Consider the following 13,396-nt stretch of genomic DNA (forward strand, 5'->3'; position numbering starts at 1 on the left):
TGGGCGGACTGTCTTCTGCAGGTGCTCGATGCGGTACACCGGACGGGCGGAGGTAAGGACGCGTGGTCTACCGGTTCCACTTCACCAGCGCGGACCTGGCGCGCACCCGCATCGCCGAGGCCGCCCCGCCCCTGGACGAACTGAGCATCGCGCTGCGCATCCTGCAGGACCGCAACCAGCCGCTGCGCTTCGGAGCGTGGCGCCGAAAGGTATGGACCTCCCTCTTGCCGCAGGCACGGATGGTGCTCGACCTGACACCTGCGCACGGGTGGTCCCCCTCCTTCCTGAGCCCGGCCGGTACCAGCAGCGTCACCGAGCTGCTGCAGCAGGTGGCCGCCACCCCCAGGACGCAGCTGAGGGCCGGCATCTCCAGGATCGCCCAGCGGCAGGGCCTGCCCGGCTGGGCACACCAGCTGGGTGAGAACCCCGAGGTGCTTCGGCGGCTCGTCGACGTCCTCGGCGAGGTCCATGCGACGGTGCTGGCACCGTACTGGCCGCAGGTCACCGCGTGCGTCGCCGCCGACCGGGCGATCCGGTCCCGGCAGATGCTGCACGGTGGTATCGAGCAACTGCTGCAAGGGCTGTGCCCGCCGCGGATCCGCTGGCGGCCGCCGATCCTGGAAGTGGACCTGGCAAGCGGGGTGGAGGGCGATCTCCACCTGCAGGGCCGGGGCCTGCTGCTGATACCGTCCATGTTCGCCAGCCGGGCACCCCTGATCGATCCGGATGTCGAACCCCAGCCCGTCCTGACCTACCCCGCCCATCACGACGCGACAACCGGCCCGCTCACCCCCATCAGGGTCCGCCCCGCAGGCGACGAAACGCCCGCGCCGCTGTCCGCACTGCTGGGCCGCACCCGCGCGGCCGTCCTGTACGCCATCGGACAACGCCCCGGCTGCACGACCGGCGAACTCGCAGCCGCCCTGAACATCGGCCCCTCCGGCGCGAGCCAGCACGCCACTGTGCTGCGCCAAGCCGGCCTGATCACCACCCTGCGCCACCGCAACACCGCACTCCACACGCTCACACCCACCGGACTCGCCCTGCTGGAGGAGGCGTAGCGCGTTTCGACATCCACCCACACGACGTCGGCCGGGGCCATGGTGGAGCGGTCCACCTCGACCATCAGCACCGGCACTGGTTTGCGGTTGCGCAGCAGGGTGGGATGGTGCACGTCTCGTGTTAGGCGCGCGGGGTGAACTGGGCGTCGCGCGGATCGGTGTCGACGTCCTCTGTCCATCCGGGCGGCAGCAATCAAGGTGTCCATGCCACCCAATCGGAAAGGGCTGGCCTATCTGCCGGCTCGCCATCAGGGCTTCCAGGGCAAGGGGTCGCCGAACGACTTCTCACCGGCCTCCGGGCGACGGTGGGCGGCGTTGCTGCGACAGTACCCGGCACCGGCCTTCGGCACGCCCGCCTTCACGCGGTCAGCTGGCCGGTCCCGGCGGTCGTCGGCGCCGGGGCGGTGCGCAGCGGGTGCCGGCGGCCGGGCGGCGGGGAGGTACTGCGGGATGACGGCGGCCGGGCCCTCGGCGGCCTCCAAGAACAGCGGGTCGGTGCCGGGCTGCGCCAGGAGGGCCAGGCGAGGTGGAGCGCGCTCTCCAGGACGGCGGCCGGGGACACGGACGTGGCGTAGTCAGGCATGTGAGGGACAGGGCCAGTTGGAACACGTGCCTCACGAATACCAGGGGGTCGTGAGGCATGTGCGGCACCTCCGTCAGCCCGAAGCCTGGCGGGTGGCCCGGACGGCAGCGGCCAGCCTGGTGCGACGCTGCTGGTCCTCGCGGAGAATCCGGCCGACCTGGACGTCGGTGATGCCGAGGGCCCGGCTTGCGCGGGTCTTGCCGCCGTGCTCGGTGCCCGCGAGTTCGGCGACGAGGTTGGCGTACGTACGCTGCTGCAGGGCGTTCTGTCGGGCGATCAGGCGCCGCTGGCGCTTGATCTCCTTCATCGGTGCTTCCCGGTGGGGCTGCCTCCTTCGGGCAAGCAGTCCCACCGGGACGGGACATTCAGTGCAACCGGCGGCGCCCCTGCCGGGAGTCACGCCGCCTGGCGCGCCAGGCGCTCCATGCCCAGCCCGCCAGGGCGACGGCCGCGACACCCCCAGCCACGGGCAGCACCCAAGACCAGCCGACCAGGAAGCCCGCTGCCAGCACACAGCCGAGCACGAGCAGAGCCACCAGGCAGCCGCAGCTGGGACCAGCAGTGCTGATGTTGTTCACCGCGGGCCGGTCAGTCCTCGGAATCCTCGTCGTGGTCAGCCTCCGCCGGGTCGCGCAGGGGTCGAAGCGCCCCGCCGACCGGGCCGGGGCCACGGAAGCTGTAGTGGCCCAGGACGTTCAGGCGCGGGGCGGAAGTCCGGATCTGGCAGGCGAGGGCAAGGGGTTCTGCAGCACGGCCTACAACGGCACCCCGAGGTGGACCCATTGCGTGTAGACCTCGGTGAGCGCCGTCTCAGTGCCGGCCTGCCACCGGTTCAGGGCCAGATCCGTGACCGCCGCCCGCACCGCCGGACCGTCGAGGGCTAGGACCGCGACCACCGGCTCCAGGTCCGCCGCCATCTCGGCTGGCGCCCGGACCCGCGGGTAGTCCAGGCTCTCCCCCAGCAGCGCCAGCGTCGAGCGCAGCGCGGCACCACCGTGTCCGAGATGGCCGCCCTGGTCGAGATGCTCGACACCTGCGCGTAGCAGCCTTCGGTCGGCCCGCCTGGCCGTCTGGTGAGCCGACCAGCCATTTCAGAACGGAGGCTCGTCGCACCAGCGGCCGGTCCCTTGCAGCGCGTCGGCGAGGCCGAGGAGGTGTTGGCCGTCCTCGCCCCAGCGGTCGTCCCCGGCCGGGACGGCGGCAGCAGGTGCAGCGTGGTCCGGTGCGGCAGCGGGGCCGGGTGCAGCGGCCGGGGCGGGCAGCGGTGCAGCAGGTGCAGCGGCCTGGGCCGCTGCAGCTTCGCGGGCCTTGGCCTTGGCACGGTCCATCTTGCTGCGGCACGAGCGGGAGCAGTACAGCGCGGGGCGGCCGGTGCGGGCCTTGGGCGCCGGGTTCGGCGTCGGTGACGACCAGGGCGACGGGCGGGTACCCGGGCCGGGTGTGACCGGGCCACGCACGGCACGTCCATACCTTCCCCGGGTCTATGCTCGGACCCACTTCTGTCCGAACCAGGGGGGATCATGGAAGTAACGATCTTATGTACCGGGGAAGTTGGGACTGACGGCGCTGCTTCGCTGCGCCAGTGGATGCTCACCGAGCGGGAGTTGGCCGGCCGGGTGCGCCTCGTCCACGCCCCGCCGGAGCCGGGCACGCTCGGGACGGTCGCGACGATGCTGGAGGTGCTCGGGCCGGGCGGTGTGGCGACGGCGGTGGCCAGTGCACTGATCGCCTGGCTCCGCCGACGTGTGGGCGACGTGAAAGTGAAGGCAACCCGATCAGACGGGGCCTCGATCACCTTGACCAGCACCAACGTCCGCAACCTGGATCCGGACGGTGTTGCCCGAGTGCTGGGTGAAGTGGAGGTCTGGCTTGACGTCGCGGCCCCGGCACCGGCACCGGGCGACCAGGGCGAAGCCGCCGAATGACCCCCGGACTGGCACAACCCGGCACCCGCGTCGTCCTGGTGGGCACCGGCACGCACGTTCCCGGATCACCGCTGCCCGACGTCCCCGCCGTCGCGGGCACGGTCCACGACCTGGGCCGGGCGCTGATCCGCCACGGCGGCCTCGCCCCTGCCAACCTGACCACGGTGGTCGATCCGGAGAACATGATCGACTTCGCCAAGGCCGTCACCCGGGCCGCCCTGCAGGCCGAGGACACGCTGCTCCTGTACTACGTCGGACACGGGCTGGTGAGCCCTGCTGGAGAGCTCCACCTGGCCGTCCGAACCACCGACTCCCTGTCCGAGGAGCTGTCCTACAAGGCCCTGCCGTACTCCACCATCAGGGACGCGCTGGCCGTCAGCCGGGCCCGCTCCATCGTCGTAGTGCTCGACTGCTGCTTCTCCGGACGGGCCGACGCGGTACCCGGATCCGCGGCCAGGGACGCCGCCAGCCTGGCCTACGTACGCGGGAGTTACCTGCTCACGTCGGCCTCGGGAGAGGAGGTCGCACTGGCCCCGCCCGGTGCGGCGCACACGGCGTTCACCGGCTGCCTGCTCGACCTGCTCGAAGCCGGGGACCCCTCGGGGCCACCGGAGCTGACACTGGACGCCGCGTTCCGCCACCTGCACCGGGCCCTGCCCGAGCAGAACCGGCCGCGCCCGCACCGCCAGGCTGCCGACCGGGCCGGCGAGCTCGTCCTGGCACCCAACCGGGCCTACCGCCCGCCGGTCCGCCCCGAACGAGGGGCCGAGACCCCGGCGGACGCCGACGCGGTGTGCCCCTACCGGGGACTACAACGTTTCGGGGAGCAGGACGCCGACTACTTCTTCGGCCGCTCCCGGCTGACCTCCCAACTCCTGCAGCAGTTCGCCGGGCGCCTGTCGGGAGCCGGCCCGCTGGTGGTCGTCGGACCGTCCGGGTCGGGCAAGTCCTCCGTGCTGCGGGCCGGCCTGCTGGCTGCCGTCGACCGCGGAGAACTTCCGCAGCCCGAGGCCCGGGCCTGGCCCCAGCGGGTCATCACGCCCGGCCCGGACCCGCTCCAGCGGCTCGCCGCCGTCCTGGCGAACCTGTCGCCCCAGGGCCCGGGCGTCCTGCGCCCCGAGGCGATCGCCACCCGGCTGCGGGCGGACCCCGGAAGCTGCGCCCAGATCCTCCGCGTACTCCTCGCCGACCGGGCGGGCCCGCCCCTGCGCCTGATCCTGGTGGTCGACCAGTTCGAGGAACTGTTCACCGCCTGCCGGGACGAGGCCGAGCGGCAGGCGTTCGTCCGGGCCCTCGCCTGCGCGGGGGCCCCGCCGGGGGCCGGGGGGACGCCGGCGGCCCAGATCATCATCGGCGTGCGCTCCGACTTCTACGGTCACTGCGCGGCCTACCCGGAACTCGTCGCCGCGCTGGAGAGCGGCCAGGTCGTGGTCGGTCCGATGACGACGGCCGAACTGCGCGAAGCGATCGAACGCCCCGCCGAGCGAGCCGGACTGTCCCTCGAAGACGGACTCACTGACCTGCTGCTGCACGACCTGCGGACCGACGACTCCCTCGGACGGGACTCCGGCGGCATCCTGCCCCTGCTCTCGTACGCGCTCCAGGCCACCTGGCAGCAGCGCGAGGGCCGCCTGCTGACCCTGGCGGGCTACCAGGCCACCGGCGGCATCCGGGACGCCGTCGCCCGCACGGCGGACCGGATCCTGAACGGCCTAGGAGAACGGGAGCAGCAGGCCGTCCGGCTCCTGCTGCTGCGCATGGTGCGGATCGGGGACGGCACGGAGGACACCCGGCAGCCGGTCGATCTGGACGAACTCCTCGCAGGCCGTGACCAGGCGGAGGCCGAGGCCGTCGCCCGAGCCCGTGACGCGCTCGCCCACCCCGACGCCCGCCTGATCACCCTGGCCGACCGGCGCGCCGAGATCACCCACGAGGCGCTGCTGCGGGCCTGGTACCGGTTGCGCCGCTGGATCGAGGAGGACCGCGCCGGCCTTCTCGTCCACCAGCACCTGGCCGACTCCGCCCGGGCCTGGGAGCGGGCGGGCCGCGACCGCGCCGACCTCTACACCGGCAGCAGGCTGGCCGGCGCCGCCCGCTGGGCCGAGACCGACCGCCATCGCGAGCAACTGAGCCCGTTGGAAGCCGAGTTCCTCGATACCAGCACGCGACTGGCGGACGGTCAACTGGCCGAGGCCCGGGCCCGCGCCCGCCGGCTGCGCAGGCTCGCCGGCGGCCTCGCGCTCGCCCTGGTGCTGGCCATGACCGCCACCGGCCTGGCGTTCGTCTCCCGGCAGAACGCGATCACCGCCCAGCGGGCCGCGGTCGCCAGCGGCAAGCAGGCGCTGTCGCGCCAGTACGCCGCCCAGGCCGCCCAGATCGGCTCGACCGACCCGCGCCGGTCCATGAGCCTGGCCCTGGCCGCCTGGCGGGCGGGCCGGACGACCGAGGCGCGCAGCAGCCTGCTGTCGGCCCCGGTCTGGAGCAACGGCTACGACGGCACCCTGGACGGGCACACCGGCTTCGTCAAAGCGGTCGACATCAGCCCGGACGGCAAGCTCATCGCCACCGGCGGCTTCGACGACCGGACCGTACGCCTGTGGGACGCGGGCGACCGCCACCAGATCGCCGAACTCGCCCACGAGGACGGCGCGGTCTACGCCGTCGCGTTCAGCCCGGACGGCAGGCTCCTGGCCAGCGGCAGCGCCGTTCAGCGCGACGGGGTGCGGCTGTGGGACGTGGCAGGCCGCCGTGAGGTCGCACGACTGCCGACCGGGCCGGTGAGTTCCCTGGCGTTCAGCCCGGACGGGCGCCTCCTCGCCACCGGGCAGGGCGACAACGGAGTCCACCTGTGGGACGTCGCCCGGCGGGGCGAGGTCCGGTCCCTGACCGGGAACACCTCGTTCGTCTGGTCGGTGGCGTTCGGCCGCGACGGGCTGCTGGCCGGCGGCGGGCAGGACCACAGCGTCCGGGTGTGGAACGCGGCGACCGGCGAGGCCGTCGCCACGCTGACCGACCACGGCGCGCAGGTCACGAAAGTCGCCTTCAGCCCCGACGGGAAGACGCTGGCCAGCGCCTCGTACGACGGGACCATCGGCCTGTGGGACGTGACCACCCGCACGGCCAGGCGTCCGCTGACGATGAACGGCGTGACCGTGGACGGCCTCGCCTTCAGCCCCGACGGCTCGACCCTGGCCAGCAGCGGGGACCAGTACCTGCGCCTGTGGGCGACGGCCGGCTGGACCCTGGAGAGCACCATCTCGGGCCAGTACGATGTGATCGACGCACTGGCCTACGGCCGGGACGGGAACACCCTCGTCACCGGGGGCCGTGGCGGCTCCGTGGTCCGGTGGTCCTTCCACCGCAACGCCGTCGCCGTGAGCGACCAGTCGTTCAACGCGGTGACGCTGCGGCCGGGCGGCCGGATGGTCGCGCTGGCCCGGCCCGACGGCTCGGTCCAGCTGCAGGACGCCACCACGCGCACGCCGCTGCGCGTCCTCACCGGCGGCTCCGCGGCGCTTCTCGACCTCGCCTTCAGCCCGGACGGCCGCAGCCTCGCGGCGGCCGGGACGGACGGCAACGTCCGGCTCTGGGACCCTGACACGGGCGAGCAGCTCGCGGTCCTGCCGACCGGCCGCGAGTGGGCCACCCGGGTCGCCTTCAGCCCCGACGGCACCACCCTGGCCGCCCTCACCAGTGCGGGCACGGACATCGGGCGAAACCAGAAGCAGGCGCTGGACCCGCACAACTACGCGCTACTGCGGTGGGACACCCGCACGCGCGTCGCCCAGGCCCCGCTGATCAGCAACTCCGCATCGTCACCGCTCCTGATCGGGCTGGCGTTCTCCCCGGACGGAGGCCTGCTCGCGTTCGGCGACGTCAACCGGGTGCGGCTGCTCGACCAGCACACGGGCCAGGAGCTCGAACCGGTGGCCACGGACCGCGTCACCCACGTCGCGTTCAGCCCGGACGGGCACACCCTGGCGATCGCCACCTGGGACGGAGGCATCCGCTTCTGGGACGCGACCACCCGCCGGCAGACGGGGCAGCTGCCCGCCGGTAACCTGCCCGCTCTCTGGCTGGCCTTCAGCCCGGACGGCAGCACGCTCGCCTCCGACAGCGCGGACGGTGTGATCCGGCTCTGGAACGTCCAGGACAAGCGGCCGACCGCCACGCTGGAGAGGTACGACTCCCAACCCAACGAACTCGTCTTCACTGCGGACGGAAGCGGGCTCCTCGCCTCCTACAAGGAAGGCGTCGCACTCCAGTGGAACCTCGACCCCGAAAGCGCCGAGCAGCGCCTGTGCCGAGCGCTGAGCGGCCGCTACCTCGACGAGCTGTGGGGGCAGCTCGACCCCGCCCTCGGCCCGGTGCCCTGCTGAGCCGGGCGCGGCTCACCCGCGGACCAGGCCTCGTTCGGGCTGGTCCACGGGTATCGCGCCCGCGGTCGGGGAGCTGAGGCCCGGGCAGGCCGGGCGGGCGCGGGGGTCGGCGGCTGCCGCGGTAGGTGCGGCCGGCACCCCGAGGGCTGGGACGGCAGCAGGCCGCTGCCCGGGCGGCCGGCCTGACGGCCTGGCGAATCACAGGACGTCGGCTCCCGCGCTCCCGGGCGGGCACGTCCACAGCCGGGTGGATCGCGGCCGCCGCCGGCGTGAGCGCTGTCGCGGTCACCGCATGCGGCGCGGGCGGATCGTCACCGACCGGACCCACGACGACTGTGCCGGTCCGGACCGTCACCGTGACGGCCGGTGCCTCTTCCCCGTACTCGTCCGGCACGGCCGCAACCTCCGCCGGCAGCTCTGCGTCGTCGAGCCCACCCACCGCCCCGGCGTACGCCACGACAGCGGACCTCGCCGGCTACTGCTACGACGTATGGGGCGATGCCGGGCTCAAAGCCTGGCCCAGCGGACAGGATCGCCCGTTTCCCACTCTGTCGGGCAAGGTCCGTGCCCGGGTCTGCCCGGCGCCCGAGCCTGCCAGGCGGTGGGGGCGGTGGGAGGATGGCGGTGTGGAGCCGCTGCACGACTGGCTGGCGCAGCGAGGCGTGGACACCGGGATGATCTGGGGACTGCCCCGCTGGAACGCGGGCCTGCCGCTGGACGGGGACGGGCGCCCGGGGCGCCGTGGCGGGCGGGCGGCGCCTGCGGGCGGGGTCGCGTCGACGGCGGCGCACGAGAAGCTGGTGGAGCGCACGCTGGCACCGTGCGCGCGGAAGGTGTCCGAGGTGCCGGGGGGCATGGCGCGGCTGCTGCTGATGGTGCTGAACGAGGTGGAGCAGGCCTGGCAGGTCTCGTACACCTTCGACCGGCTGCTGGGTACCCTGCACGGGGCCGAGAGGTGCCTGGCGGCCGTTCACGCACCGTGTTCCCCGGACGACCTGGCGGCGCGGCAGGCCGTCCGGGCGCTGATGTGGAGCCTGGGCGCGCAGATCCGCTCGGAGGAGGCCATGACCAGCGGCCTGCTGGACGTACGGGCGGCCACGGCGGACGATGCGGCCTTGTGGGCCCGGCGAGCGGTGCGGCTGATGCAGGAGGCGTCGCCGCGCTTCCACCTCACGCACGGTGACGTCGCGCGGGAGGTCGTACGGCGGGGGCGGCTGTACGACGGCTACCAGCGCACGACGGCCATGGCCACGCGGGCGCTCGCCGCGTTCTACACTTCAGGCGCCCCGCTGGACGGCGCGGTCGAGGCGTTGCGCCGGGCCGAGAGCGACGAGGCGATCAAGGGCGACGAGGGCAGCGTGAGCGAGCTGCGGGCGCTGCGGTACAGCCTGCTCGAACTGCAGCGGCGGGCGAAGGACCGGTGGCTGCGGGTGGGGCACGGGAAGCTGGTCTACCTGTACCCGTTCGCCGTGCGCGGTGTGGAGCCCGCCGACCTGGTGGAGGCGGTCGGGCAGGAGGAGGCGCCGCGTTGGGAGCTGGCCGGCACGCGCCCGGTCCGGGCGCACGGCTCGCTCGAACTCGACGACGTGTGGAAGAGCCACGACGGCCTGGACCGCCGCTACGACGGCGCGCTGGTGGTGATGCCGGACGCCGTCGTCCGTGCGCCGGACGGCCGGACGCTGGCCCGGCTCGGCGTCCAGGTGCGCCTGTCGCTGCTGGGGAACCACCATGTGCGGTTCGAGGCCGAACTGACCGATGTGTCGGCGGTCGAGCTGTTCGCCATGCTGTTCTGGGCCGGGCCGGAGGCCGGGGCGCTGGACATCGGGTTCGACGGCGCGGGCGCGGGCGGCGGCGGCGTCGACGGCGCGGGCGCGGGCGGCGGCGGCGTCGACGGCGCGGGCGCGGGCGGCGGCGGCGTCGACGGCGCGGGCGCGGGCGGCGGCCGGGCGCGGTGGTCCCGGCTGTCGGACCTGGCGATGGCCCTGGCGCAGGACTCGGTGCCGACGCGGCCGGGGGCGGCGCGGGCGGTGGTGTGCCGGCCGGGCCTGTACCAGGTGGTCATGGAGGTGACCGCCGCCTACACGGTCGCCGGGCCGGCCGGCGTCGAGCGCTCGGAGATCCTGACGGGCGAGGAGTTCGCCGAGGCGGTGGGTGCGCGCATCCTGACGAGTCCGGCACCGAGCCTGATGGGGTCGATGGCGGAGTGGATCCGGTACGCGGAGGCGTCCCCGGCCTCGCCCGACATCACCGGCACCACCGGGGAGTGGATCCTGCGCACCTGCAACACCACGCTCCTGGTCTCCCTCGGCCTGCCGGCCTTCGTCCGGGACACCTGGGGGTCGATCCTGGAGTTCGCCTCCTCCTTGGACGGGCTGCTGGAGGGCTGGTCCACCGACCTGGCCAAGCACCACCGCGATGCCAAGGACCGCGAGGACGAGGCCGACGCGCTGGGCGAGAAGGCCAGCAGCCATGCGCTCAGGAGGCTCTCCGACCAACTGGACCAGGAGAAGCTCAAACTGGACCGGCTGGCCGTCGACGTCCACGCGAAGAGCGCGCTGTTCCAGTCACCGTCGTTGCTCGCCTCGCCGTTGGCGGCGCAGCGGTTGAGGGTGCTACTGGAGGCGTCCGGCTACCAGCGCAAGGCCGACGAGCTGTCGCGTTCGATCGCCGAGGTGACCCAGGAGCAGCTGACGGGCGCGATCGAGAAGCTGGCCCGGGAGCGCAAGGAGAGCGAGGAGAAGGTTCTCCAGGAAGTGCGGCGTCGCCAGCGGGTGAAGGTGGACACCCTGCTGGCGGTCATCGCCGGGATGAGCATCGCGGGGCTGGGCCAGGTCCTGGAGGCCGGGCTGGACTACCACGAGGACCTGTGGGTGGCGCTGACGGCCGCGGGAGTCGTGGTCCTCGCCACCCTGCTCGGCCTGTACGTGTACCACACGTCGGGCGAGCGGCGCGCCGGCCGGGAGGGCGAGGACGCGTCGACCGTGGTGCGCGATGTCGCGGCGGACGACCCGCTGATGGCGGCGGCCTACCGAGAACTGTTGGAAGTGTCCTTCACTCCCGACGAGTTGGACACCCTGGAGCAGATGCGCGAGTCGATGGCCGAGGGGCGGCTGGTGGTGACGGCCGTCACGGACGGGCAGGGCCGGCCGCTGGCCGTGGCGTGCGGCGAGTGGTCGGCGCACTCGCGCACCCTGTTGCTGGCCTACCTCGCGGTCCGGGAGGACCAGCGCTCGCGCGGGCTGGGCGGGCAGCTGCTGGCGGAGGCTTGCCGGGCCTGGCAGGTGCGGTTCCGGCCGGCCGTCACGCTGGCCGAGGTCGCCCACCCGCAGGCCCACCACGGCAGCCGCGCCACCGGCCACGCGGCGGCGCGGCTGCGCTTCTACGCCCGCCACGGAGCCCGGGCCCTGGACCTGCCGTACTTCCAGCCCTCGCTGGGGCCCGGCCGCAGCCGCGTCTACGGGATGCTGCTGCTCGTCCTGGGCGTGGGGAGCGAGTTCGGTTCGCTGGAGGACGTGCGGGCGGTGCCGGCGAAACCGGTGCGGGTGTTCCTCACCGACTACCTGCTCGGCACCGAGGGCCGCGTGGGCACCGACCGGGCCACGCTCGATCTGCAGGCCGCGGTGGCCCGCCAGGACGGCATCCCGCTGCTGCCGCTGCTGCCCCTGGACCAGGGCGACACCCTGCCCCGGTCCGTACCGCCACCGGCATCACCGCCCGGGGTCGGCTGAGGGCAGCCGGGTTCGGCCTGCACGATGTGGGCGGGGGCGGGTTCGCGGATGTCCCCCGGCGGCCACGGGCGGGGCGCCCTGCGCACGGGTGGTCGAGGACGGCCCGGCCGGCCAACCGGTGGCGTGCGTACGGGAGTTCGCGCAGGCGGTGCGCCGGGGGTGCCGGTCGGTGGGATCAGCATGATCTCGCGAGGCACCCCGGCCGTTTACGGCCGGGAGGAATCGCGGCCCTGTCCTGTCTCACTTCGAAACGGACATCAGCTCTCGAACGCCCTCTGAGGTGCCGATCGCCCGCACGTACCCGCTGGAGCGGGTACGTGCCCCGTTCCGCGAGCTGGAACGACGGCATACCCATGGCAAGATCGTGCTCCGTCCGTTGCCCTGGACGCCCGGGGCAGCCGTCGGAAGGTACTCCGGAGTATCAAGAAGCGGCTGGCGGTGGCCTGCTGCGCCTGGACGGCATGGCGGTCGTCCGCTTCACCCGAGACTGACTGGCGGTTCGTCCGGAAGTGCGGCCGGCAGGTAGTCGTAGCCGAACCGGCCCGGCACTGCCTGGGCGAGCGCCTGGACCAGCGGGGCCGGCGGCGTGACGAATACTCCGGGGTAGTCCCGCTCGCCCAGTTCCGGCCGGACCGGCCAGGCCAGCCGCTCCCGATTCAGGTCGTACCGCGCGTCCACGCCCTCCCGGTTGCCCCGGGCGTCCAGGCGGGACCAGCGGCCGTCCAGGTGCACGGCGTTGAGGGCGTGCAGCACGAATCCGCCCTCGCCGTCCTCCAGCCGCTGGTAGCACAGGCCGGTCGGCACGCCCTGTGCCCGCAGCAGTGCGGCCAGCAAGTGGGACTTGCCGTGGCAGATCGCGTTGCGCGCGGCCAGCACCTCGGAGGCGCGGAACACCCCGCTGTACGCGCCCACGTCGGCGGAGTGCGCCACCCGGTCACGGACGTAGTGAAACGCCGCCTCCGAGGTGGCCAGCTCGGCGGCCAGCAGCCGCAGCTCCGGGTGCTGATGGTCGATCACCTCGTCCGCCGCGAGGTAGGCGGTAAGGTCGTCGGTCTCCGCTTGCAGAATCATGCTGCCCACAGTGCCGCGCGTACCGTCCACCGCGGGCGGAATTCCACCCCCTGGACAGGGCTCAGGGCCAAGAGCGGAACGGACATCTGCTCTCGAATCGCCCTCCAAGAGGAGCTGAGACAAGGCTCGGACGCGGTGGTAGGCGATCACGCAGCAGGCCAGTTTGAGGAATGCCTCGTGGATGTCGTCGCGGATGTCCCAGCGGATCCGCAGACGTCGGAAGCCGTGAATCCGGGCGTTGGTCCTCTCGACGACCCACCGCACGGCTCCGAGCCCGGAGCCGTGCGGCACTCCTCGGCAGGCGATGACCGGCTTGATGCGGTCTTCCCATGGATGTGAGGGATCGCGTCCAGCAGCGGCAGTAGCTGGGTGACGTCGTGGCGGTTGCCGCCGGTCAGGGTGATCGCCAGCGGTGTGCCACGGCCGTCCGTGATCACGTGGTGCTTCGAGCCCGGTCGGCCGCGGTCGACCGGGCTCGGTCCCGTTTCGGGCCGCCGCGACGAGCCGAAGCCGAGCTCCTGCGGCAGCCACTCCCACCGGATCCCTGTGTGCGGCACGAACAGGGATCCCCTGCAAGCAGCCCCGGTCGTCCAACGGCGGGCGGGCCGATCTCGCGAAGCCACTGCTGCCGCACCGGCAGCAGCGGCTC

At 73.3% G+C, this 13,396-nt stretch carries 8 protein-coding genes and 1 pseudogene; 4 read left to right on the forward strand and 5 right to left on the reverse strand.

Annotated elements, in window-relative coordinates; genetic code table 11:
* The first annotated feature begins 62 nt into the window (after positions 1-62).
* Entirely contained in the window at positions 63-1,061 is a 999-nt protein-coding gene (locus ACPC54_RS40640) for an ArsR/SmtB family transcription factor (protein ID WP_498972555.1), read from the forward strand.
* Between the two features lie 656 nt (positions 1,062-1,717).
* Here the strand turns inward: ACPC54_RS40640 and ACPC54_RS40645 are convergent.
* The 3 genes from ACPC54_RS40645 to ACPC54_RS40655 all read right to left on the reverse strand — a co-directional run bounded on the left by ACPC54_RS40645 (position 1,718) and on the right by ACPC54_RS40655 (position 3,101).
* A complete protein-coding gene (locus ACPC54_RS40645) occupies positions 1,718-1,951 on the reverse strand; it encodes a hypothetical protein (RefSeq protein WP_498972557.1) in 234 nt (77 codons plus the stop codon).
* Positions 1,952-2,399: 448 nt separating this feature from the next.
* A complete protein-coding gene (locus tag ACPC54_RS40650; protein WP_498972559.1) occupies positions 2,400-2,561 on the reverse strand; it encodes a hypothetical protein in 162 nt (53 codons plus the stop codon).
* A gap of 174 nt (positions 2,562-2,735) precedes the next feature.
* On the reverse strand, positions 2,736-3,101 hold the full coding sequence (locus ACPC54_RS40655) for a hypothetical protein (RefSeq protein WP_498972561.1): 366 nt from the start codon (positions 3,099-3,101) through the stop codon (positions 2,736-2,738).
* Between the two features lie 63 nt (positions 3,102-3,164).
* Here ACPC54_RS40655 and ACPC54_RS40660 point away from each other — a divergent pair, with 63 nt between their 5' ends.
* From ACPC54_RS40660 to ACPC54_RS40670, 3 genes are all read left to right on the forward strand, one after another.
* On the forward strand, positions 3,165-3,569 hold the full coding sequence (locus ACPC54_RS40660; RefSeq protein ID WP_498972563.1) for an effector-associated constant component EACC1: 405 nt from the start codon (positions 3,165-3,167) through the stop codon (positions 3,567-3,569).
* Positions 3,566-7,948: a caspase, EACC1-associated type gene (locus tag ACPC54_RS40665; RefSeq protein ID WP_498972565.1), complete on the forward strand. Its 4,383-nt coding sequence runs from the start codon at positions 3,566-3,568 to the stop codon at positions 7,946-7,948. Before ACPC54_RS40660 ends, ACPC54_RS40665 begins: the two co-directional genes overlap by 4 nt.
* Positions 7,949-8,574: 626 nt before the next feature.
* Positions 8,575-11,676, forward strand: a complete 3,102-nt coding sequence (locus tag ACPC54_RS40670; protein ID WP_498972567.1) for a hypothetical protein — start codon at positions 8,575-8,577, stop codon at positions 11,674-11,676.
* A 477-nt stretch (positions 11,677-12,153) separates the two neighbouring features.
* Here ACPC54_RS40670 and ACPC54_RS40675 read toward each other — a convergent pair whose 3' ends face one another.
* Together ACPC54_RS40675 and ACPC54_RS40680 are read right to left on the reverse strand one after the other, a co-directional pair.
* A complete protein-coding gene (locus ACPC54_RS40675) occupies positions 12,154-12,747 on the reverse strand; it encodes a transglutaminase-like domain-containing protein (protein WP_498972571.1) in 594 nt (197 codons plus the stop codon).
* 114 nt (positions 12,748-12,861) lie between these two features.
* Positions 12,862-13,310 (reverse strand): annotated as a pseudogene (locus tag ACPC54_RS40680) (transposase); the annotation flags it as partial.
* Positions 13,311-13,396 lie beyond the last annotated feature (86 nt).

This window comes from Kitasatospora sp. NPDC094028 (genome assembly GCF_049543595.1).
Lineage (GTDB): Bacteria > Actinomycetota > Actinomycetes > Streptomycetales > Streptomycetaceae > Kitasatospora.